This window comes from Luedemannella flava (assembly GCF_039528515.1).
GTDB classification, from domain to species: Bacteria; Actinomycetota; Actinomycetes; order Mycobacteriales; family Micromonosporaceae; genus Luedemannella; species Luedemannella flava.
Map to the genome: position 1 here is coordinate 1 of NZ_BAAALT010000028.1, position 21,757 is coordinate 21,757.

Here is a 21,757-nt window from a genome sequence, read left to right on the forward strand (position 1 = left end):
CGCGCCCTGCGGACCGGCGTCGCCCTGGAAGCCCTGCGGACCAACTGTGCCCTGCGCACCCTGAGGACCGGTTGCGCCCTGGGCGCCCGTCGCACCCTGCGGACCACCGTCGCCTTGGAAACCCTGCGGACCCTGCGAACCGGTCGCACCCTGCGCACCCGTCGCGCCCTGCGGACCGGCGTCGCCCTGGAAGCCCTGCGGACCAACTGTGCCCTGCGCACCCTGAGGACCGGTTGCGCCCTGCGGACCGATCTCGCCGGAAGCACCCTGGGGGCCTACCGCACCTCGGGGGCCTTGGGGCCCTTGCGAGCCACCGAACCCGGAGCCGGACGGACCGGGAGGCCCAGACGGACCGGGAGGCCCAGACGGACCGGGTGGACCTTGGGGCCCCGACGGACCTGGCTCCGGAGGCGCCTCCACTGGTAACGGAACTTCGCCCGGCCTGCCCTGAGGACCGGCCGGGCCCGGGGCGCCCTGCGGGCCTTGGACGCCGGCGCCGGGCGCACACGCACCCTTACCGTCCGGCGTGCATGCTCCGTACCCGGGTGGACCCTGCGGGCCTTGTGCGCCCCGGGGTCCGGGGACGCCCTGCGGACCTTGCGGACCAAGCCTGTCGAGGCCGCCGGCCGTATCCAGGTGCCAGTGCTGGGGGCCCAGGTATACGGAGCCGCTGTCGCTCGCAGGCAGCTGGTAGCCCTGGGGGCCGACCGGCGACCTCTCGGCAGCCCACGCGGTACGGGAATCCGGGGGCGGCGCGGCCGCCACCGCGGGCGGCGCGAACACGGCAGCCAGGAGCACCGAGCTGAGGCTTGAGGCGACGCGCGCCTGCGCTGAACGGCGCAGCGATCGCGACTTGCCCATGGGTGCTCCAGGTCGTCCGATAGGTCATTTGCCACCATATCGGACAAAAGCTGGAGCACCCATCTAAAAGGGCATAAAGATGCCGGTCGGGCATTGGCGCCCGGCCGGCATCTAAAATTATGGAGATTTAGGCACCTAGAGCGTGATATCCCCCGTCGACGTGGATGACCTCGCCGGTCGTCGCGGGGAACCAGTCGGACAGCAGCGCGAGGATCGCCCGGGCGGTCGGCTCCTGGTCGGTGAGATCCCAGCCGAGCGGCGCGCGCTGCTGCCACGACTCCTCGAACTGCTCGAAGCCGGGGATGGACTTGGCAGCCATGGTGCGCAGCGGGCCGGCCGACACGAGGTTGGACCGGATGCCCTGCTTGCCCAGGTGCAGCGCCAGGTAGCGGTTCGCCGACTCCAGCCCGGCCTTGGCCACGCCCATCCAGTCGTAGACCGGCCACGCCTTGGTGGCGTCGAACGTCAGGCCGACGATCGACCCGCCCCGCCGCATGAGCGGCAGGCACGCCATCGCGAGCGACTTGTACGAGTACGTCGAGATCTGCAGCGCGGTGGCCACGTCCTCCCACGGCGCGTCGAGGAACCCCCCGCCGAGGCACGACTGCGGCGCGAAGCCGATCGAGTGCAGCACGCCGTCCAGGCCGTCGACGTGCTCGCGCACCTTGTCGGCCAGCCCGTCCAGGTGCTCCTTGTTGCTCACGTCCAACTCGATGACCGGCGCCTCCTTGGGCAGCCGCTTGGCGATCCGCTCCACGAGGGACAGCCGGCCGAAGCCGGTCAGCACGACCTCGGCGCCCTCGTCCTGGGCGATCTTCGCGGCCGAGAAGGCGATCGACTGGTCGGTGATGATCCCGGTGATCAGCAGCCGCTTGCCGGCGAGCAGTCCTGACACGTGAAGCTCCTTTAGTCGTACTCGTTGATCAGTGGCCCATGCCCAGGCCGCCGTCGACCGGGATGACCGCGCCGGTGACGTAGCCCGCCGAGTCGCTGGCGAGCCAGGTCACGACGGCCGCGACCTCCTCGGGGTCGGCGAGCCGGCCGGCCGGGATGCTCTTGAGGATCTCCTCGCGGCGCGCCTCGGGGAGCGCGGCCGTCATGTCGGTGGCGATGAAGCCGGGCGCGACGACGTTCGCGGTGACGTTGCGGCTGCCCAGCTCGCGGGCGATCGAGCGGGCGACGCCCACCAGACCGGCCTTGCTGGCCGCGTAGTTGACCTGGCCCGCGCCGCCGGACAGGCCGACCACGGACGAGATGAAGATCATGCGGCCCCAGCGGGCGCGCATCATCTTGGTGGCGGCGCGCTTGGCGAACCGCCACGAGCCGGTGAGGTTCGTGTCGAGGACGCGGTCGAACTGCTCCTCGCTCATGCGCATGAGCAGCGTGTCGTCGGTGATGCCGGCGTTGGCGACGAGCACCTCGACCGGGCCGAGCTCCGCCTCGACGGCCGCAAACGCCGCGTCGACCGCCGCGGGATCGGTGACGTCGCAGGTCACGCCGAACATGCCCGCCGGCGCGCCGGAGCCGCGGTGGGTGATGGCGACGCGGTCGCCCTGCTTGGCGAAGGCCTCCGCGATGGCCAGGCCGATCCCCCGGTTGCCACCGGTCACCAGAACGGTGCGTGCCACCGCTGCCTCCTTGCGCGTCATCGAATCTCCTGGTGGAGACTAGGTGTTACCGCCAAGTAAGCGATAACAAGGGTCCCGATGGTCGAACGTCGCCCGCGTGTCGCCGAACGGATGAGGACATCCGACGCCAACGGGCGATCATCGCCCTGCCATGGAACATGTACGATATCGGCGATCCGGCCTGTACTCGCGCCCGACCTTCGGAGGTGATCGCTGTGCGAGATAGCGATCCTCCCAGTCGTGGCCGGGCCGACTCCGTCCTCCGCTGAGCCGACCGGCTCCGCGTCGAGCGCCCGCGCCACGACACTCCCCCACGCCATTGCACACGCGGCGTCGCCCCACCACGCGACGCCTCGAGCCCGGGAGTGCGTCCATGCGCCGTTACACCGCCCCGCTGGGGTTCACCCTCGCCGCGATCTGGGTCCTCGCCGTCTTCGTGATGGTCAGCACCCACTGAGCGTCACAACAGTCGCGAGGTCCACAGCAGCGTCATCCCCGCCGCCGCGAACGCGAACAGCAGCGCGACGCCGATGAACCACTGCGCGATCTCCTGCGGCTTCGTGCGGTAGCCGATCGAGCTGCCCATGTCGGCGTACACGCGCCGCAGGGCCTCCTTCGACGCCGCCTCGTAGAACTGACCCTTCGTCGTCTCGGCCAACTGCTGCAGCGACACCCGGTCGACGGGCACCCGCTGCGCCTGCCCGTTGATCTCGACGACGCCCTCGTCGGTGCCGAACGCGATCGTCGACACCGGCACGTTCGCCGTCGACGCCGCGCTCGCCGCCTCCTCGATGGAGCGCCCGTACGTGCGGTAGCCGTCGGAGAGCAGCACGATCCGCGCCGGCGGGGCGCCCTGCGCGCCGTCCGCCGGCACGCCGGAGATCGCCTCGAGGCAGGTGAACACGGCCTCGCCGGTGGCGGTGGCCTCGGCGAGCTGCAGGTTGCCGATCGCCTGGGTCACCGAGTCGCGGTCCTTCGTCGGGGACACCACGACGTTTGCCGACTTCGCGAACGCCACCACGCCGACGTTGAACGCCTCGGGCAGCTGCTCCACGAACTGCTTGGCGGCCTCCTGCGCGGCCACGATGCGGCTCGGCCGCACGTCGGTGGCCTGCATGGACAGCGACACGTCGATCGCCAGCATGATCGTGGCGCGCTCCAGCGGCTCCTTGCGGTCGATCGACGGCCGGGCCAGCGACACCGCCATCACGAGCAGCGCCAGCAGGAACGCCACGGCGGGCGCGTGCCGGCGCACCGGGCCGATGCCCCTGGGCGCCACGGTGCGCAGCAGGTCCACGTTGGAGAACCGCACCGCGTACGCCCGCCGGTTGCGCTGACGCCACACGTACACGCCGGCGAGCGCGACGACCGGCAGGACCGCGAGGAGCCACCACGGTGACAGGAATCGGATCATCGGGTGGTCCCCCTGGTGCGGGCGTGTCGGGCGGCGGCCACGAACTTGACGATATCCAGCAGCCAGTCGGAGTCCGTCCGCAGGCGCAGGTGGGCGGCGCCGGCCGCGCGGATCGCGGACGCGATAGCGGTGCGCTGCGCGGCGGCGCCCGCCGCGTACGCGGCCCGCACCCTGGGGTCGGCCGTCTGCACCTCGTGCACGGCCCCCGTCTCCGGGTCGGCCACCATGAGCACCCCGACGTTGGTCAGCTCCAGCTCCCGCGGATCAAGAACCTCGATCGCGAGTACGTCGTGCCGAACGGCGAGCTTGCGCAGCTGCCGCCCCCAGGTCGCGGGGTCGGCGAGGAAGTCGGAGACCACCACGGCCTGCCCGCGCCGGCGGGGCGGCCGGTTGAGCGCGTCGATCAGCTCGCCGAGGTCGGCCCGCCCGGGCCGCGGCTGCGTGTCGGCGAGCGCCTTGAGCAGGCCCTGCGCCTCCTTACGACCCGGCCGCGCCGGCAGCCGGCGCAACTGACCGTGGGTGCCGACGACCGCCCCGATCCGGTTGCCGCCGCGGACCGTGAGGTGGGCGACGGCCGCGGCGGCGGCGATCACGAGGTCGCGCTTGAGGCTGCGGGCGGTGCCGAAGTCGAGGCTCGCGGACAGGTCGACGGCGAGCCAGGTCTCCAGTTCACGGTCGGCGATGGTCTGCCGCACGTGCGGCACGGTGGTGCGGGCGGTCACCGGCCAGTCCATCCGGCGCACGTCGTCGCCGGGCCGGTACTCCCGGGACTCGCCCGGCTCGCTGCCCGGACCGGGCAGCAGGCCCAGGTAGTCGCCCTGCAACAGGCCGTCGAGGCGGCGGGTGACCAGCAGCTGCAGCCGGTTGAGGGTGGCCCGCGCGCGGTCCGCGCCCAGCGGGAGGCCCGCGCCGGGCGGCGCGCCCCGCTGGGTCGGTGGTCGGCGCACCGGACTCACTGACCCGGCCACTGCAGCTGGGGCAGGGCGGGCGGCGGGCCGCCCACACCGGCGGTCGCCGCCGGGGACGCGCTCTGCCGGGGAGCGACGACCGGCTCGGGCACGGCGGCGAGCACCCGGCCGACGATGTGGTCGGCGGAGACGTCGTCGGCGAGGGCGTCGTAGCTGAGCACCAGGCGGTGGCGCAGGATGTCGGGCGCCACGTCGACGATGTCCTGCGGCAGGGCGTAGTCGCGCCCGCGCATCAGCGCCAGCGCCCGGGCCGCGCGGACGATGCCGAGCGAGGCGCGCGGGCTCGCGCCGTACTGGATGAGCTGGGCCACGTCGGGCAGGTTGTGCGCGGCGGGCTCCCGGGTGGCGAAGACGAGGCGCACCGCGTAGTCGACGAGCGCGTTGTGCACGAACACCCGGTCGGCGAGTTCCTGCAGGCTGATGAGCTGGTCGCCGGTGAGGATCTTCTCGGGGAGCGGCGCGCGCACGCCCATCCGGTAGACGATCTCGCGTTCCTCGACGTCGCTCGGGTACCCCACAACGATCTTGAGCAGGAACCGGTCGCGCTGGGCCTCCGGCAGGGGGTAGACGCCCTCCTGCTCGATCGGGTTCTGGGTGGCCATGACGAGAAACGGCAGCGGCACGTCGAAGCGCTGTCCGCCGATGGAGACGTGCTGCTCGGCCATGACCTCCAGCAGCGCCGACTGCACCTTGGCGGGGGCCCGGTTGATCTCGTCGGCGAGTAGGAAGTTCACGAACACCGGGCCCAGCTCGACGTCGAACTTCTCGCTGGACTGCCGGTAGATGCGGGTGCCGATGATGTCGGCGGGCACCAGGTCGGGGGTGAACTGGATGCGCGCGAAGCTGCCGCCGACCACCGTGGCGAGGGTCTCGACCGCGAGGGTCTTGGCCACGCCGGGCACGCCCTCCAGCAGGCAGTGCCCGCGCGCGAGGATCGCCACGAGCATCCGCTCGATCATCCGGTCCTGGCCGACGATCACCCGCTTGACCTCGAACAGCACCCGCTCCAGCACGGTGGCGGCCTGCGCCGGGGTCATCCCGGGCGGCGCCGTCGGCTCGGGTTGCGGCTCGGGCTTCTCGATCTCGCTCACGGGTCCCCCACGGCTTCACGGTGACAGCTACGGACGTGCACAGCCTTTCACGCGGGAACCAGCGGGCGTAGGCGTTGCCACACCGCGCTGCCGGTCCCTCACGGAACGACTAAGATCAACTTAGCGCATATCGCCCATAGTGACTGGGATACAGCAGCGTGTCCACGCCGGCACCAGACCCCCCATTCCGGCGCCAGCAACAAGCCAAACGGTCATCGGCTACCCCTAGCACGCACCCCGCGCGCGGGATAACATTTCGAACGACGCCGGGCGGCTTCCCCCGTGGCCGCCCGGCGTCCTATTCGTCCAACCGCTCGAGTGCGACACTCGCGGTGATGGATGCCGACGAACTCCTCTGTTCCGCCAAGGGCTGCCGTGCGACCGCCTCGTGGTCGCTGGCCTGGAACAACCCGAAGCTGCACACCCCCGACCGGCGCAAGGTCTGGCTCGCCTGCGACGCCCACCGCGAGCACCTCGGCGACTTCCTGTCCGCCCGGGGCTTCCTGCGCGACGTCACCCGACTGCCCGCGACGCCGTAGGCTGCCAGCTATGGGAGTGAGGGTGGGCGCCCGCGCCGGGGTGGAGCTGACGGTGGGCGAGGCCGACACCGCGCAGGAGCTGGGCTCGGGCGACGTCCCGGTGCTCGGCACGCCGCGCGCGCTGGCCCTGGCGGAGGCCGCCACGGTGGCCGCGACCGCCGGCACGCTGGAGCCCGGCCTGACGACCGTCGGCACCCGGGTGGAGCTGGAACACCTCGCGCCCACCCCGGTCGGGCGCACCGTGCGCGCCGTCGCCACGCTGCTCGAGGCGGAGGGTCGCCGGCTCGTCTTCGAGGTGACCGTCCACGACGGAGACACGGTGGCCGCCCGCGGCCGGGTCGAGCGGGTCATCGTCGACCGGCAGACGTTCGTCCAGCGGGCGACCGGGGCGTGACGCCATGACGTTCACCGAGATCGCCGCCGGGGTGCACGTGCTGCGCCAGCCGCACTTCGACGTGAACGCCACGGTCGTCGTCGGCGGCGAGGCCGTCGTGGTCGTCGACACGCTGTCCACCGTGGGCCAGGCCGAGGAGCTGCTGGCCGCCACGCGGCGGGTCAGCCCGCTGCCGCTCGTGCTGGTCAACACGCACCACCACTTCGACCACACCTTCGGCAACGCCACCCTCGCCGCCGCCTCGCCGGGCACCGCGATCTGGGCCCACGAGGCCGTCGTCACCGAGCTGCGCGAACACCCCGAGCGGCTGCGCCGGGAGGCCTACGACGAGTGCCTCGCCGCTCACCCGGAGCTCGCCGAGGAGGTCCTCGCGGTCACCGTGGTGCCGCCCGACCGGCTCGTGCACTCCCTGACCGTGCTCGACATCGGCGGCCGCACGGTGACGCTGCGCCACCTGGGCCGCGGCCACACCGAGGGCGACCTCGTGGCCCGGGTTGACGACGTCGACGTGGTCGTCGCCGGTGACCTCGTCGAGGTGGGCGCCCCGCCGTGCTTCGACGACGCGTACCCCCTGGACTGGCCCGAGACGCTGGCCGCGCTGATCGCGGACACCGGCCCCGGCACGGTGTTCGTCCCCGGGCACGGCGCCGTCACCGACGCCGGGTTCGTCCGGGCGCAGCACGCCGAGCTGACCGAGCTGGCGTGGCTCATCCGCGACGGGCACCTCGACGGGGCGCCGATGGAGGCGGTGGCCGCGAGGGCCACGTTCGGCCCGACGCAGTCGCTCATCGCGGTGCGCCGGGGCTACGCGGAGCTGGCCGGGCTCAGCTGACCCGGGTCAGCACCACGACGGGGATCTCCCGGTCGGTCTTGGTCTGGTACGTGTCGTAGTCCGGCCAGATCTTCGTCATCTCCCGCCACAGCCGGGCCCGCTCCGCGCCCGTGGCGGTGTGCGCGTCGGCCTCGAACACCTCGTCCTTGACCTGCACGAGCACGCGCGGGTCGGCGTCGAGGTTGAGGTACCACGCCGGGTGGTCGGGGCTGCCGCCCTTGCTGGCCACGAGCAGGTAGCGGCCGGCGTCCTCGCCGTAGATCAGCGGGGTCCGGCGGGCGATGCCCGAGCGGCGGCCCTTCGTGGTGAGCAGGAGGCACGGCACACCCATCCAGATGTGGCCATGCTCGCCGTCGGACTCGACGTACTCCTTGAGGTGGTCGAGCTGCCAACCCGGTGACGGGTCGGTCGGTTGGCGCAGATCAGTCATCCAAAGCCTCACATAGTGCGAAAATCGGCGAAATTCTTGAAGCTCAATGCGGGCGCGATCAGGTACATCCTTATCACAGCAGCTCTGACCGCCGCAGAGCGCCGGATTTGGCCCCTGTGTCGACAACGCGGCGGTAGTAGTCTCATCGCGATGGGTGACGAACGGGCGCCGGTGGCCGTCGCCGACCGGCTGCGGGCCGGCATCGGCGCGAGCGAGGTCGCGGCCGCGCGCCAGGCCGGCGCCGACGACGCGCGGGCCGCGTGCGCCGCCCTCGACGGTCGTCGACCCGACCTCGTCCTCGTCTTCGCCTCCGTGCGCTACGACCTGGCGGCCGTCCTCGCCGGCGTCAACGCCGTCACCGGCGGCGCCCCGCTCGCCGGCGCGAGCAGCAGCGGCCACCTGCACGCGGGCACCCTCACCCCGCCCGACCAGGGGCTCGCCGTGCTGGCACTCGCGGGCGACGGGCACCGGTTCGGCGTGGCGTCGGTGACCGGCGTCGGGGCGGACTCGTTCCACGCCGGCCGCGACCTGGCCCGGGCCGCCCGCGCGGCCGCCGGGGCCGACCGCATGCCGCACGAGGCGCTGCTCGTCCTCTCCGACGGTCTCACCGGCGACCAGCAGGAGCTGCTCAACGGCATCCACCGGGTCACCGGCGTCGCGGTGCCCGTCGTCGTCGGGGCGGCCGGCGACGACCGGCGCCTGGCCCGGACGTTCGTGCTGCGCGACGACCGGGTGCTCACCGACGCGGCGGTGGCTGTGTGGATCGGCTCGCCGCGCCCGCTCACCGTCGTCTCCGGCCACGGCTGGCAGCCCACCGGCCTGCCCCTGCTCGTCACCGGCGTCGACGGGCCGGTGGTGCGCGAGATCAGCGGGCGCCCCGCCCTGGAGGTCTACCGGGAGCACTTCCGGTACGACGACGCCGCCGACGAGATCGACAGCGACCGCGGCGGCGGCTACCACTCGGCGCACGCGTTCGGCCTGATCCAACCCGACGGCTCGCTGCTCATCCGGGGCGCGTTCGTCGACGACGACGGTCAGCTGCGCACGTTCGCCCCCCTGCCGCCGTACGCGGCGGTGCAGGTCGTCTCGTGCGGCCCCGACGACCTGCTCGACGTCGGCGACGCCACGCTCGCCGCCGCCCTCGACCGCCCGGACGCCAGCGTCGCGCTCGTGTTCAGCTGCGTGGCGCGGCTCGACATCCTGGCCGGGCGCGGCGCCGAGGAGGCCCGCCGGCTGCAGGCGGTCGCCGGCACGGTGCCCACGTTCGGCTTCTACACGTACGGCGAGTTCGCCCGGACCACGAGCGTGGTGGGCTACCACAACGCCACGATCGCGGCCGTGATCCTGTGAAGTTCGCGATCTCCGGGCCGGAGGAGGAGGCCGACCCGCAGGAACAGCTCGCCGCCGCCAGCCTCGCCGTCCGCGACGCCTACCGCGACACCACCCGGCTCATCCGGCTGCTCACCGTCATCGGCACCCCCTCCTCACCCGAGGACCTCATCGACCGGGCCCTCACCGCCCTGTCCGAGGTCTTCTCCGCGGACGTCACGGCGGTCGCCGAGGTGGCCGGCGACCGGCTGCTCGTGACCAGCTCGTGCGGCCTGCCCGAGGACGACCCGGCGTTCCGCGGCGAGTGGACGCTCGGGTCCGCCGCCGCCGAGGCGATCGCCCGCGGCGAACCCGTCGTCCGCGAGCCGCTGGCCGCTGCGGACGTGCCGCCCTCGCTCGCCGGCATCGGCCTGCGCTCGGCCGTGTGGCTGCCGCTGTCGGCCGAGCCGGAGCCGCGCGCGGAGCTGCTGCTGCTCTACCGCCGCAGCGGCGCCCCGTTCAGCGACGCCGAGCTGCAGGTGCTCACCTCCGTGGGCTACCGGATGGCCTCGGCGGTCGCGGCCAGCGAGCGCGGCGTCGCGCTGGAACGGCTCGCCCAGTCCGGCCACCGGCTGGCCCGCCACCTCGACCTGCGGCCGCTGCTGGCCGAGGCCGTGGACCTGCTGACGGACCTGGCGCAGACCGACCGGGCCTGGATCGTGACGATCGCCGGCGCGGAGGCGGCCCTGCGCGCCCAGCACGGGCTCTCCGCCGCCGAGGTGACCGGGTGGCCCCGACCGGTCGCCGCGCTCCCGGCGTGGGGCGCCGCCCTGTCCGGCACGCCGTACTGCGGCGGCGCCGGCACCGCCGACCAGGTGCTGTGCGTCCCCGTCATCCGTGACGGGGCGGTGGTCGCGCTGCTCGGCACCGCCAGCGACCGGCCCCGGCTGTTCCGGCAGGACGCCATCGAGGTCATCACGATCTTCGCGAGCCACCTGGGCGCCGCGATGGCCAACGCCGAGCTCTACCGCGCCCTGGCGCAGAACGAGTCATGGCTGCGCCTCATCACCGACGCGATCAGCGACATGATCGCCGTGGTCGACCGGCGCGGCACCTTCGTCTACGCGTCCCCGTCGCACCGCCACGAACTCGGCCAGGAGCCGTCCGCGCTGGTCGGCCGGTCGCTGACCGACCTCGCCCACCCCGGCGACCGCGGTCCGCTCGCCACCGCGCTGGTCCAGGCCGCGCAGGAACCCAGAATTGAGTACCGGCTACGCGCCGGCCCCGACACCTGGGTCTGGGTGGAGAGCGTGCTGCGGCCCGCCCCCGCCGACGCCGCCTCGATCGTCCTGTCGTCCCGGGTCATCGACGAGCGCAAGCGCCTCGAGGAGGAGCTGCGCCTGCGGGCCACCCACGACCCGCTGACCGGGCTGGCCAACCGCACCCTCGCCGGCCAACGCCTGCACGAGGCGCTCGGGCATGGCGCGGGCACCGCGGTGGGCGTGCTCTTCTGCGACCTCGACAAGTTCAAGGCGGTCAACGACCGGCTCGGCCACGAGGCCGGCGACGAGCTGCTGCAGCAGGTCGCCGCCCGGCTGACCCGCTGCGTACGCCCCACCGACCTGCTCGCCCGCTTCGGTGGCGACGAGTTCGTGTTCGTCCTCGACGGGGTCGGCGGCCTGGCCGACATCGCCGAGGTGGGCCGGCGCGTGCAGGTCGCGCTGAAGCAACCGTTCACGCTGCGGGGCGAGCAGGTGCAGGTGTCCGCGAGCGTCGGCGGCGTGCACGGCGTGCGGGGCACCACGACGGCGAGCGCCATGCTGCGCGACGCCGACGCCGCCATGTACGCGGCCAAGGCCAAGGGCCTCGGCGAGGTCGAGGTCTTCGACGAGGCCGCCTCGCACCGCTCCCTGGACCGGCTCGACCTGCGCAACGACCTCACGCGCGCGCTCGACGACGGGCAGCTGCGCCTGGTCTACCAGCCGGTGTTCGCCCTGGACACGGGCGAGGTGGTCAGCTTCGAGGCGCTGCTGCGCTGGGTGCACCCGACCCGCGGGCCGATCCCACCCGAGGTGTTCATCCCCCTCGCCGAGGAGACCGGGGCCATCGTGCCGATCGGCAGCTGGGTGCTCGCCGAGGCGTGCCAGCAGCTGGCAACCTGGCAGCACGAGTGGCCGGGCATCCACATGAGCGTGAACCTCTCCGTGGCCCAGCTGCGCCAGGAGAACCTCGCCGCGCACACCCTGGAGACCATCAAGGGTGCCGGGGTGTCGCCCGCCGACGTCTGGCTGGAGGTCACCGAGCACGGGTACGCCCGGGAGGACCTGGCCCTGCGCGCCGTCGCGCTGCGCGAGGCCGGGGTGCACTTCGCGCTCGACGACTTCGGCATGTCCTACTCGATCCTGTCCTACCTGCAGCGCTTCCCCGCCGAGCGCCTGAAGATCGACCGGTCGTTCGTCGCGGGCATGATCGACCGGGACATCGACCGCGGCATCGTCCGCGCGATCCTCGCCATCGCCGACTCCTCCGGCCTGGACGTGGTCGCCGAGGGCATCGAGACCGAGGCGCACCGCGCGGCGTTACTGGAGCTGGGCTGCCGCTACGGCCAGGGCTACCTGCTGGCCCGCCCGTTGCCGCCGGACGAGGCGACCCTGCTGCTCCGCCAGTCCGCCTGATCACCCGTCGGCGGTGGCGACCAGGGTGGTGGCATCCGCGCGGGAGCCGATCCGCACAAACCTGAGGTGCGCGAACCGGGGATCGGCGGCCGCCGCGGCGAACCGCTCGTGGTACGTGGCGTGCTTGAGCCACGCCAGCCGGATGATCGAATGCTCCGGGTCGAGGCGGAACAGGCCCGACACCGGCTCCCGGTTGCCGTTCCACAGCACCTGCCGCGTCGCCATCCGACGCAACGTACGCAGCACGACCTGCCGCATCACCGTTCGGCGGGGCAGATCGAACCAGACGACCGTGTCCGCTCGCGCCCACACCAGGTCGCGGACGACGCGGTAGTTCCCGTCGATCACCCAGGCGTCTGCGGCGACGATGTCGAGGACCCGGGCGCGGAACAGGTCCTCCGGCAAGGGCCGCCAGCCCTCCTGATGAAAGATCGAGTCCAGCTCGACGAACGGCACGCCGAGCGCCTCGCCGAGCCGCCGGCCGAGCGTCGTCTTCCCCGACCCCGCGTTCCCCACCACCACGACCCGCCGCACCCCGGCACTGTATCGACGCCCGTCCGCGCCCACCTCCCCTTCCCCGCCGCGCCCCAGGACCCCGCACTGCCGCCCGCCCCCGGGGGCTGGACTCGCGCTACCGCCCGCCGCCGGCGAACATCCGCGGCGCCCGCGTCTCGCCACATGTGCACATCTGGTGGGCGCGCGGCCGGCGCCGCCCGCCAGATGCTCACTTCTGGTGGGGTCGGGAGGCTGGGGCCTCGCCAATCGTGCGCATCTGGCGGCCCGCGGGCATTTGGAGCTCGCCAGATGCGCACATCCGGCGAGCGTCCATGTCTGCGTCCCGCCAGATGTTCACATGTGGCGAGGTTCGCCGCCTCCGCCCCGCCAGATGTTCACATGTGGCGGCGTTGGGCGGTACCTGACCCGCCAGATGTTCACATGTGGCGAAGGTGACCGTCGGTGGGCCCGCCAGATGTGCGCATCTGGCGGGGGCAAGCGTCATCGACTTCGCCAGATGTGCACATGTGCCTCTTGACGAATGGCAGCACCCCGAGGGGTGAAACGCGCACCGGCACGCCGCCCGCCAATGGCGCCCTCTTGGCGCCGCCACGACCCCGCCACTGCGACCCCTAAGCGAGGCCCGGCCGTCACCATCCCGCCAAAGGATGCGACCCCTAAGCGAGGTCTGGCCGTCACCATCCCGCCACTGCGATCTCTTGGCGGCGCAAGTGCGCGGCGCGGGTCGCGGGCGCCCGTCGAGGGGCGCGGCCCGGGGCGGGTGGGCGTGGGTCAGACGTCCAGGCGGGGGGCGGGGCGGAGGACGAGCTCGTCGAGCGGGACGATGTCGACCAGGTCGTAGGTGTCGCCGTTGAGACGGTGGACCAGCACCGTCGGCTCGCCGTCGCGCTCCACGCGCCAGAACCAGGGGACGCCCGCCTCGGCGTACTCGCGGGGTTTGATGATGCGGTCGAGATCCTCGGAGCCCGCCGAAACGACCTCGACCACCAGCAGAACGTCGTCGGGGTCGAGCCAGACCGTGCGTCGGGCGCCCTCGATCGGGGGGATTCGCACCATGACGTCCGGGCTGCGCCCTATGCCGCCATCGTCGCGGCTCGTCCGGATGCCCGAGTTCGCGAGGACTTCACGCGCCGTGAAGCGGCCCGTCATGAGCCACACGATCAGCTCGGTGACGATCGCGTTGTGGTCGTCGTCGGCCGGCGGCATGATCGTTAGTGTTCCCCTGTTGAGCTCATATCTGTGCTCCGGATCGGCCGCCGACAGCTCAGCGACGTACTCCAGCGTGAAGGGTTGCGTCAACACGTCGCTCAGCGTCGGTAACATGGCCGCTCCTCCTCAGGGCACTCCACCGATGGTAGTGCCCAATCTCGGGATTACGAGACCATCGAACCGACGACTGGTTTCGTCAGGAGCGCGGATTGCGCACGCTGCACGCCAGGGTCCAACGTACGGGCGACGAAAATGGCGTGCCAGATGCAGAAAATAAGGACAGTCCACACCTTGCGGGAGTGATCGGCCTCCTCGCGCTTGTGGGCGTCGAGCAGCTGCCGGGCGTAGTTGAGGTCGAGCAGCTCCCCGGCCCCGGAGCGGGCCATGATGTCGTGCGCCCAGTCGTACATCTCGCCGCGCAGCCACACCCGGGTCGGGGTGGGGAAGCCGAGCTTCTTGCGGTTGACGATCGCGGGCGGGACGACGCCCTCCAGCGCCCGGCGCATGGCGAACTTGGTCTCCGCCGAGCGCGGCGGCAGCTTGAGCTCCGTCGGGATGGTCGCGGCCACGTCGAAGACCTCGCGGTCGAGGAACGGCACCCGCAGCTCCAGCGAGTGCGCCATCGACATGCGGTCGGCCTTGACGAGGATGTCGCCGCGCAGCCAGGTATACAGGTCGATGTACTGCATCTTCGTGACGTCGTCGAGCTCCATGGCCTCGGCGTAGATCGGGTACGTCACGTCGGTGTAGCGCACCGACGGGTCGTACCGCCGCAGGAGGTGCTGCTTCTCCTCCTCGGTGAACATGCGCGCGTTGCCGTAGTAGCGGTCCTCCAGCCGGGTGGTGCCGCGCTCCAGGAAGCTGCGCCCCTTGACGCCCTCCGGAATCACGCGGGCGATGTTGCGCAGACCCTTCTGCGCCACGTCCGGCAGGCCGGTCAGCGCCGACAGCGACAGCGGCTCGCGGTAGATCGTGTACCCGCCGAAGAACTCGTCGGCGCCCTCGCCGGACAGGACCACGGTGACGTGCTCGGCGGCCTTCTTGGCCACGTAGTAGAGCGGGACCAGCGCCGGGTCGGCCACCGGGTCGTCCAGGTGCCAGACGATCTTGGGCAGCGCGTCCATCATGTCCTGCGGCCCGATCTTGGTCGGGATCGTGGTGACGCCGAGGTGCCGCGCGGACTCCTGCGCCACGTCGATCTCCGAGTACCCCGGGACGTCGAAGCCGACCGTGAACGTGAGGATGTTGGGGTTGAACTCGCGGGCCAGGGCCACCACGGCGGTGGAGTCGATGCCGCTGGACAGGAACGCGCCGACCGGCACGTCCGCCCGCATGTGCATGCGCACCGACTCGCGCAGCGTCTCCCGGATGCGCCGGTAGAGCACCTCGGGCTGCGGCACGGGCCGCGGCGCGAAGACGGGCCGGTAGTAGCGGCCCCCGTCGACCTCACGCGTGTCGGGCCGGAACGAGACCCACTCCCCCGAGCCGAGCCGCGCCACGCCCCGGTGCAGCGTGCCGGGCTCCGGCACGTACTGCAGGGTCAGGTAGTGCGACAGGTTCGCGGTGTCCAGCCCCTCGTCGCCCGAGTGGGCCGCCGGCGCGAACGGCAGCAGCGCCTTCTTCTCGGACGAGAAATACACCCCGTCATTGGTACGCAGATAGTGCAGTGGCTTGATGCCGAACGGATCGCGGGCAGCGAACGCCACGCGCTCCTGCGCGTCCCAGATCACGAACGCGAACATGCCCCGCAGCCGGTCGAGGATCGCCGGGCCCATGTGGTGGTAGCCCGCGACGATCACCTCGCCGTCGCCGGAGGTGTCGAACCGCGCGCCGTACTCCTGGATCAGCTGTTTGCGCAGTTCAATGTAGTTGTAGATCTCACCGTTGAAGATGAGCAGGTAGCGGCCCTCGGCGTACGGGAGGGGCTCATGGCTGGACGCGACGTCGATGATCGACAGCCGCTTGTGCGCGAAGACGACGTCCGAGCCGACCACCTCGACGCCCGTTTCGTCCGGACCGCGGTGGTGCATCGTCTCCAGCGCCTGTGCGATCACATCCCGCTGGCTGTTCGCGCCACGGTTGCTGCTGACGAAGGTAATCAGTCCGCACATGGCGTGCATCCTTTCACGGGGTAGCCTCGATGACGTCACGGAGGAGGGCCACAGCATGAACGACGAAAAGAAGCCTGAGATCCAGGTCACAGCGGACGGCGAGCGGGGCATCCGGTCGTACGACGCGGACCTGCCGCAGAAGTATCTCGACTTCATGCGTTCCGGTTGGGCCGACTCCCCCCTCGACGTGACGCCGCGCCCCCAGGTGCCCAACCACGCCAAGCGTCGCGCGGCCCTCTCCGCGGCCTTCCCCGGCGAGACGCTGGTCATCCCGACCGGCCGCGAGCACACCCGGGCCAACGACACGACGTTCCAGTTCCGGCCGGGCACCGACTTCGTCTACCTCACCGGCGAGCACGACCCCGACGCGGTCCTGATCATGCGGCCGAACGGCGCCGGCCACGACGCGGTCCTGTACGTGCGCCCGCGCTCGCCCCGCGACACCGACGAATTCTTCCGCAACGCCGCCTACGGCGAGCTGTGGATCGGCCGCCGGCACACGCTCGCGGAGAAGACCACCGAGCTGGGCATCGAGACGGCCGACTTCGCCGGCCTGCGGGCCGCGCTGGCCGACTGCGCCCCCGGCCGGACCCGGGTGCTGCGCGGCATCGACCCCGCGGTCGACAAGGCCGTCGCGCCGTACGACACGGAGAAGGCCAGGACCCGCGACAACGAGCTGGCCACGGTCCTGTCCGAGCTGCGGCTGGTCAAGGACGAGTGGGAGATCGCCCAGCTGCAGGACGCGATCGACGCGACGGTCCGCGGCTTCGAGGACGTGGCCCGCATCCTGCCGGCCGACCGGTCGATCAGCGAGCGGCTCATCGACGGCGTCTTCTACACCCGCGCCCGCCACGACGGCAACGAGCTGGGCTACTCGTCGATCGTCGGCGGGGGCGCGCACGCCACGATCCTGCACTGGATCCGCAACACCGGGCACACGACGCCGGGCGAGCTGCTGCTCATGGACATGGGCGTGGAGAACCGCAACCTCTACACGGCCGACGTCACCCGCACCGTGCCGGTCAACGGCCGGTTCAGCCAGGTCCAGCGCGACGTGTACGACATCGTCCACCGCTCCCAGCAGGCCGGCATCGACGCGGTCGGCCCCGGCGTGAAGTACGAGGCGGTCGCGGACGCCTGCAACAAGGTCCTCGCCGAGGGCCTCCACGATCTGGGCCTGCTGCCCTGCTCCGTTGACGAGGCGCTGTCGAAGGACAGCCACGTCTACAAGCGGTGGACCCTGCACGGCTTCGGTCACATGCTGGGCCTCGACGTGCACGACTGCGCGAACGCCCGCAAGGAGAACTACCGCGACGGCAGCCTCGCCGAGGGCTACGTGCTGACGGTCGAGCCGGGGCTGTACTTCCAGGCCGAGGACGAGCTGGTCCCGGCGGAGCTGCGCGGCATCGGCGTGCGCATCGAGGACGACATCCTGGTGACCGCCACCGGGTCGCGCAACCTGTCCGACGGCCTGCCGCGCACGGCCGACGACGTGGAGTCGTGGCTGGCGGAGCAGCGCGAGGCGGGGCCCCGGCTGCCCGGCTGACACCGGGTCGCCCGGCGTCGGGTCGACGACACATAACGGCAGGCGGCCACGGTCCGCGGTGATCATCGATGGCAGCACCATGATCTCCGACTCGTGAAGGGCGACCCGCCGCCTCGATGGACCTCTACCACCTCGACGTCGTGGTGACGCTCGGCGCCGTCGCCGCGTGGCTGACCGCGTACGCCGTCGCGCGCGTGGTCACCAGGCCGGCGTCGGTCACCGCGGCGCCGGCGACGCCCGATCTGCCGCCGGAGCCGCCGGCGCTGGCCAGCCTGCTGGCCAACCGTTGGCAGCTGACCGGGGACGCCGCCAGGGCGACCCTGCTCGACCTCGGCGCCCGCGGGATCCTGGAGTTCCGCCAGCCCGGCGACGACATCATGCGGACCACCATCCATGTCCGCGGCCCGCGGCCCGACGGGCTCACGGCGTACGAGCGGATGGTCTTCGACCGGGTCGCCGGGCTCGCCGACGGCGGCATGGTGCCGCTGACCGCCCTCACGTTCCGGGACGAGAAGCAGGCCGGGTCGTGGTGGAAGCGGCTCCGCGCGGCGATCATCGACGACGCGCGCAGCCGCGGGATCTCCCGGCAACGGCTCACGGCCGTGGTGGTGACCGTCTTCAACCTGGCGGCGCTCGGCGTCGCGCTGCTGACCGGGCTCACGATCTACCACCACACCGGGCCGGATACCAGCCATTCCATCCGGTTGTCCGTGCTGGTTGCCGTGGCCGTGTGCGGCGTGCTGGTGGCTCTGGCGAGCCGCGACCACGGGGAGCGCGACACCGGCGCCGGCCGGCAGGCGGCCGCCCGGTGGCTGGGCGTGAAGGCGTGGCTGCAGGCGCACGAGGCGTTCGCCGAGCTGCCGCCCACGTCGGTCACGGTGTGGGACCGGTACCTGAGCTACGGCTCCGCCGTCGGGGCGGCCCGGGCCACGAACGACGCGGTCGACCTGGGTACGGGCGACCGTAGGCTGGTCTGGTCGCACTTCGGCGGCGTGTGGCACCGGGTGCGGGTCCGCTACCCGCACGCCCGGTGGCGCTACGGCCGCACCACCCGGCAGCTCGTCATCCGGGCCCTCGTCAGCGCGGCCGTCGGGCTCGCGCTGTTGTGGGCGCTGCGCCCGACCGGAGCCGACCGGCCCGGTACCGGCTCGAAGATCATGCTTGCGCTCGCCGCGACCGGGGTGGTCTACGGCGCGTACCTGCTCGTGCGGGCCCTGATCGACCGGGCCGCGCCCGTCGAGATCACCGGCGAGGCGATCTACATCCGCCTGTGGAGGCAACACTCACGGTTGCGACTCAAGGACCACCGGCCGTGGCTGCACTACCTGGCCGTGGACGACGGCGGGAGCGGGGTCACCCGGGCCTGGGGTCTGCCCGACGGGCTGGTCAACCGGGTGCGACCGGGCGACCTGGTGACGATCCACGTCCGGCCGTGGAGTCGGCGCGTCCTCACGGTGGCCCCCGCCGGCCGGGGCCGCGCGGCGCGCGCTGCCACGGACGTTCCCCGCCAACGCCGTGCGGCGCGCGTGACGCGGTAGCCGAGGTCAAATCGGCGACATATGCGAGCGCGGGCCGGGCGGTGCCCGTGAAGCTCAACCCGAGCGGCAGAATGATCGCCGTGATCTCCGACTCGGGAAGGGCCGTCGCATGACCGGTTCCACCGTCGCCGCCATCGTCGGCGGCCTCGTCTGTCTCGTCCTCGTCGTCCTGGTCATCTGGGCGCTGGCGACGTACAACAAGCTGGTCCGCCAGCGCAACCAGGTCCAGGCGTCCTGGGCGCAGATCGACGTGCAGCTCAAGCGCCGCGTCGACCTGATCCCCAACCTGGTGGAGACGGTCAAGGGGTACGCCGCCCACGAGAAGGGCACCCTCGAGGCCGTCATCCAGGCCCGCAACACGGCGATCTCCGCCGCGGGCAGCCAGGGCCCCGCCGGTCGGGCCGAGGCCGAGAACGCCCTGACCCAGACGCTGGGCCGGCTGTTCGCGCTCGCCGAGGCGTACCCGAACCTGAAGGCCAACGAGAACTTCGCGGCCCTGCAGAGCGAGCTGGCCAGCACCGAAGACAAGATCGCGTACGCGCGCCAGTTCTACAACAGCGCCGTGCAGACCTTCAACACGAGCATCCAGACGATCCCGACGAACATCATCGCCGGGGTCGGCAACTTCAAGCAGATGGACTTCTTCGAGGCCGCCGAGGGTGAGCGCGGCCCCGTCCAGGTCCGCTTCTAACCGCCCGCCGCCGCGATGGACCTCCACTACCTCGACATCGCGGTCGCGGTCGGCGCGGTCGCCGCCTGGTTCGCGGTGTACGCGGTCGCGCTCGGAGTCACCCGGCCGGCGTCGGTCACCCCGGCGCCGGCCACCCAGGACCTGCCGCCGGAGCCGCCGGCGCTGGCGAGCCTGCTGGCCAACCGCTGGGAACTGACCGAGGACGCGGCCGAGGCGACCCTGCTGGACCTGGGCGCCCGGAAGATCATCGAGTTTCGCCAGCCGGGCAACGACATCATGCAGACCACCATCCACGTTCGTGACCCGCGGCCCGCCGGGCTCACGGCGTACGAACGGATGGTCTTCGACCGGGTCGCCGGGCTCGCCAAGGGCGGCATGGTGCCCCTGACCGCCCTCACGTTCCGCGACGAGAGCCAGGCCGGGTCGTGGTGGAAGCGGCTCCGCGCGGAGATCATCGCGGACGCGCGCAGCCGCGGGATCTCGCGGCGCCGACTGTCCGCGCCCGTCGTGACCGGGCTCAACATCCTGGGGTTCGTCGCCGCGGCGCCCACCGGGTTCGCGATCTACCGGCACGCCGAACCGAACGCCGACGACAACCCCGTCGGCGCCGTCATCGGCGCCGTCATCGTCCTCGGCGGCCTGCTGTCCGCCGTCGCGGGGCGCAACCACGGCGAGCGGGACACGCCCGCCGGCTGGCAGGCGGCCTCCCGTTGGCTGGGCGTGAAGGCGTGGCTGCGCGGCCACGAGTCGTTCGCCGACCTGCCGCCGGCCTCGGTCGCGGTGTGGGACCGCTACCTGGCGTACGGCGCGGCCGTCGGCGCGACCCGCGCCACCAGCGCGGCGATCGAGATGGGCATGGGCGACCACAAGCTCGCCTGGTCGCACTTCGGAGGCGTGTGGCACCGGGTACGCATCCGCTACCCGAGCACGTGGTGGCGCTACGGGCGAACCGCGCCGCAGATCATCATCCGGGCGCTGATCGTCGGCGGGATCGGGTTCGCGCTGCTGTGGAAGGTGCGCGGGATCGCGGCCCAGATCAGCACGGAGGAGACGGGCACGATCGCGACCGCCTTCGGCCTGGCTTCCAAGATCATGCTGGTACTCGGCATCGGCGGCGTCACCTACGGCGCCTACATGCTGGTACGCGCGATCATCGATCTGGCCGCGCCCGTGACGATCACGGGTGAGGCGCTCTGGATCCGGCTGTGGAAGCAGCATCCGGGCGGCGAGAACAGCCCGCCCCGGCCCTGGCTGAGCTACCTGGCCGTCGACGACGGCAAGGGCGACACCACGCGGGCCTGGGCCCTGCCGACGGAGTTCGTCAACCAGGTGGACCCCGGCGACACGGTGAAGATCGTGGTCCGGCCCTGGTGCCGGCGCATCGGCGAGATCACCGTCCTCGAGCGCGGCCACGCCCCGCAGACGCACGTGGCGCCCGCCGACGACAACACCGAGGCGCTCATCGCGCAGGCGATGGGCGTCCCTGCCCAGCGCGCGCCGGCAGCGGCCGGCGGTCTGCCGGGCACGCTCCTCGGTGCCATGATGTCCGGCGCCGGGCCGCTCGCGGACCTGCCGCCGATCGAAGCGCTGGTCCCCGTCAACGAGGTGAGCCGCGCGGTCGGCGCGCCGTGCACGTACCGGGCGATGCCACCCGTACCGATGCCCATCTGGCACGCCGAGTTCAGCGGGCCGGACGGCAGGACGGTCCTGCAGGTCCTCCTCGGGTCGGCGGCGCTGGCCCACGCCGTCGCGAAGGCGAGCGGCAGCCACGGCACGCCGCTGCCCGGCATCGGCGACTCGGCGTTCGCGATCAGGCACGCGGCCACGGCCTTCAAGGGCGACATCGTGGTCAGTCTCAGCTTCGCCGGGCCGGCGAAGGACACCGATCCACGCAACCTCCACTGGCTCCTCGCTCAGGTCGTCGGCCGTCTCCCCGGCAAACAGGCGACGGGGCCGCCCGGCGCCGTGTTGACTGACACGTGACGGGGTAACCCGAATCGGACGGA

At 72.2% G+C, this 21,757-nt stretch carries 18 protein-coding genes; 9 read left to right on the top strand and 9 right to left on the bottom strand.

What is annotated here, in order from left to right; all coding sequences use genetic code 11:
• Window positions 1-988: 988 nt before the first annotated feature.
• The 5 genes from fabI to ABD211_RS05655 form a co-directional block, all read right to left on the bottom strand.
• Window positions 989-1,756, bottom strand: coding sequence for an enoyl-ACP reductase FabI (gene fabI, locus ABD211_RS05635; protein WP_344126921.1), 768 nt, complete (start codon window positions 1,754-1,756; stop codon window positions 989-991).
• A gap of 28 nt (window positions 1,757-1,784) precedes the next feature.
• Window positions 1,785-2,489 carry a 3-oxoacyl-ACP reductase FabG gene (gene fabG / locus ABD211_RS05640; protein WP_344126923.1) on the bottom strand — a complete coding sequence of 235 codons (705 nt, stop codon included), beginning with the start codon at window positions 2,487-2,489 and terminating at the stop codon, window positions 1,785-1,787.
• A gap of 460 nt (window positions 2,490-2,949) precedes the next feature.
• Entirely contained in the window at window positions 2,950-3,903 is a 954-nt protein-coding gene (locus ABD211_RS05645) for a VWA domain-containing protein (RefSeq protein ID WP_344126925.1), read from the bottom strand.
• Entirely contained in the window at window positions 3,900-4,850 is a 951-nt protein-coding gene (locus ABD211_RS05650) for a DUF58 domain-containing protein (RefSeq protein WP_425560356.1), read from the bottom strand. The genes ABD211_RS05645 and ABD211_RS05650 overlap by 4 nt, the downstream gene beginning before the upstream one ends.
• A gap of 5 nt (window positions 4,851-4,855) precedes the next feature.
• Window positions 4,856-5,908 carry an AAA family ATPase gene (locus tag ABD211_RS05655; RefSeq protein ID WP_344127089.1) on the bottom strand — a complete coding sequence of 351 codons (1,053 nt, stop codon included), beginning with the start codon at window positions 5,906-5,908 and terminating at the stop codon, window positions 4,856-4,858.
• A 389-nt stretch (window positions 5,909-6,297) separates the two neighbouring features.
• On the opposite strand from ABD211_RS05655, the gene ABD211_RS05660 reads away from it, so the two are divergent.
• Genes ABD211_RS05660 through ABD211_RS05670 form a run of 3 tightly spaced genes read left to right on the top strand, consistent with a single transcriptional unit; the run spans window position 6,298 to window position 7,727 of the window.
• The gene (locus tag ABD211_RS05660; RefSeq protein WP_344126929.1) at window positions 6,298-6,501 is read left to right on the top strand and encodes a hypothetical protein; all 204 of its coding nucleotides are present in this window, start codon (window positions 6,298-6,300) and stop codon (window positions 6,499-6,501) included.
• A 10-nt stretch (window positions 6,502-6,511) separates the two neighbouring features.
• Window positions 6,512-6,895 carry a thioesterase family protein gene (locus ABD211_RS05665; protein WP_344126931.1) on the top strand — a complete coding sequence of 128 codons (384 nt, stop codon included), beginning with the start codon at window positions 6,512-6,514 and terminating at the stop codon, window positions 6,893-6,895.
• 4 nt (window positions 6,896-6,899) lie between these two features.
• Window positions 6,900-7,727 carry an MBL fold metallo-hydrolase gene (locus ABD211_RS05670; RefSeq protein WP_344126933.1) on the top strand — a complete coding sequence of 276 codons (828 nt, stop codon included), beginning with the start codon at window positions 6,900-6,902 and terminating at the stop codon, window positions 7,725-7,727.
• Here ABD211_RS05670 and ABD211_RS05675 read toward each other — a convergent pair.
• Window positions 7,720-8,157 (bottom strand): nitroreductase family deazaflavin-dependent oxidoreductase, encoded by a 438-nt coding sequence (locus tag ABD211_RS05675; protein ID WP_344126935.1) that lies wholly within the window; start codon window positions 8,155-8,157, stop codon window positions 7,720-7,722. The two genes, ABD211_RS05670 and ABD211_RS05675, sit on opposite strands and share 8 nt — an antisense overlap.
• A gap of 150 nt (window positions 8,158-8,307) precedes the next feature.
• Between ABD211_RS05675 and ABD211_RS05680 the strand changes: the two genes are divergently transcribed.
• The gene (locus tag ABD211_RS05680; RefSeq protein WP_344126937.1) at window positions 8,308-9,507 is read left to right on the top strand and encodes an FIST signal transduction protein; all 1,200 of its coding nucleotides are present in this window, start codon (window positions 8,308-8,310) and stop codon (window positions 9,505-9,507) included.
• Window positions 9,504-12,140: a bifunctional diguanylate cyclase/phosphodiesterase gene (locus ABD211_RS05685; protein WP_344126940.1), complete on the top strand. Its 2,637-nt coding sequence runs from the start codon at window positions 9,504-9,506 to the stop codon at window positions 12,138-12,140. The genes ABD211_RS05680 and ABD211_RS05685 overlap by 4 nt, the downstream gene beginning before the upstream one ends.
• Here the strand turns inward: ABD211_RS05685 and ABD211_RS05690 are convergent, their stop codons facing one another.
• The 3 genes from ABD211_RS05690 to asnB all read right to left on the bottom strand — a co-directional run bounded on the left by ABD211_RS05690 (window position 12,141) and on the right by asnB (window position 15,976).
• The gene (locus ABD211_RS05690) at window positions 12,141-12,674 is read right to left on the bottom strand and encodes a shikimate kinase (protein ID WP_344126941.1); all 534 of its coding nucleotides are present in this window, start codon (window positions 12,672-12,674) and stop codon (window positions 12,141-12,143) included.
• Window positions 12,675-13,427: 753 nt separating this feature from the next.
• Window positions 13,428-13,979, bottom strand: a complete 552-nt coding sequence (locus ABD211_RS05695) for a Uma2 family endonuclease (protein ID WP_344126943.1) — start codon at window positions 13,977-13,979, stop codon at window positions 13,428-13,430.
• Between the two features lie 50 nt (window positions 13,980-14,029).
• On the bottom strand, window positions 14,030-15,976 hold the full coding sequence (asnB, locus tag ABD211_RS05700; RefSeq protein ID WP_344126945.1) for an asparagine synthase (glutamine-hydrolyzing): 1,947 nt from the start codon (window positions 15,974-15,976) through the stop codon (window positions 14,030-14,032).
• Window positions 15,977-16,031: 55 nt separating this feature from the next.
• Between asnB and ABD211_RS05705 the strand changes: the two genes are divergently transcribed.
• The 4 genes from ABD211_RS05705 to ABD211_RS05720 all read left to right on the top strand — a co-directional run bounded on the left by ABD211_RS05705 (window position 16,032) and on the right by ABD211_RS05720 (window position 21,734).
• Window positions 16,032-17,522, top strand: a complete 1,491-nt coding sequence (locus ABD211_RS05705) for an aminopeptidase P family protein (protein WP_344126947.1) — start codon at window positions 16,032-16,034, stop codon at window positions 17,520-17,522.
• Window positions 17,523-17,638: 116 nt separating this feature from the next.
• Window positions 17,639-19,060, top strand: coding sequence for a DUF2207 family protein (locus ABD211_RS05710; RefSeq protein WP_344126949.1), 1,422 nt, complete (start codon window positions 17,639-17,641; stop codon window positions 19,058-19,060).
• Between the two features lie 109 nt (window positions 19,061-19,169).
• Window positions 19,170-19,751, top strand: a complete 582-nt coding sequence (locus ABD211_RS05715; RefSeq protein WP_344126951.1) for a LemA family protein — start codon at window positions 19,170-19,172, stop codon at window positions 19,749-19,751.
• A gap of 15 nt (window positions 19,752-19,766) precedes the next feature.
• Entirely contained in the window at window positions 19,767-21,734 is a 1,968-nt protein-coding gene (locus ABD211_RS05720; RefSeq protein ID WP_344126953.1) for a DUF2207 family protein, read from the top strand.
• Window positions 21,735-21,757 lie beyond the last annotated feature (23 nt).

What these genes read in the sequence shown, in the direction of transcription:
- ABD211_RS05665 (WP_344126931.1), top strand. Translation starts at nt 6,512, where the DNA reads ATGGGAGTGAGGGTGGGCGCCCGCGCCGGGGTGGAGCTGACGGTGGGC.
- ABD211_RS05695 (WP_344126943.1), bottom strand. Translation starts at nt 13,979, where the DNA reads ATGTTACCGACGCTGAGCGACGTGTTGACGCAACCCTTCACGCTGGAG.
- asnB (WP_344126945.1), bottom strand. Translation starts at nt 15,976, where the DNA reads ATGTGCGGACTGATTACCTTCGTCAGCAGCAACCGTGGCGCGAACAGC.
- ABD211_RS05705 (WP_344126947.1), top strand. Translation starts at nt 16,032, where the DNA reads ATGAACGACGAAAAGAAGCCTGAGATCCAGGTCACAGCGGACGGCGAG.
- ABD211_RS05660 (WP_344126929.1), top strand. Translation starts at nt 6,298, where the DNA reads ATGGATGCCGACGAACTCCTCTGTTCCGCCAAGGGCTGCCGTGCGACC.
- ABD211_RS05720 (WP_344126953.1), top strand. Translation starts at nt 19,767, where the DNA reads ATGGACCTCCACTACCTCGACATCGCGGTCGCGGTCGGCGCGGTCGCC.
- ABD211_RS05715 (WP_344126951.1), top strand. Translation starts at nt 19,170, where the DNA reads ATGACCGGTTCCACCGTCGCCGCCATCGTCGGCGGCCTCGTCTGTCTC.
- ABD211_RS05680 (WP_344126937.1), top strand. Translation starts at nt 8,308, where the DNA reads ATGGGTGACGAACGGGCGCCGGTGGCCGTCGCCGACCGGCTGCGGGCC.
- ABD211_RS05645 (WP_344126925.1), bottom strand. Translation starts at nt 3,903, where the DNA reads ATGATCCGATTCCTGTCACCGTGGTGGCTCCTCGCGGTCCTGCCGGTC.
- ABD211_RS05655 (WP_344127089.1), bottom strand. Translation starts at nt 5,908, where the DNA reads ATGACCCCGGCGCAGGCCGCCACCGTGCTGGAGCGGGTGCTGTTCGAG.
- ABD211_RS05675 (WP_344126935.1), bottom strand. Translation starts at nt 8,157, where the DNA reads ATGACTGATCTGCGCCAACCGACCGACCCGTCACCGGGTTGGCAGCTC.
- ABD211_RS05670 (WP_344126933.1), top strand. Translation starts at nt 6,900, where the DNA reads ATGACGTTCACCGAGATCGCCGCCGGGGTGCACGTGCTGCGCCAGCCG.
- ABD211_RS05710 (WP_344126949.1), top strand. Translation starts at nt 17,639, where the DNA reads ATGGACCTCTACCACCTCGACGTCGTGGTGACGCTCGGCGCCGTCGCC.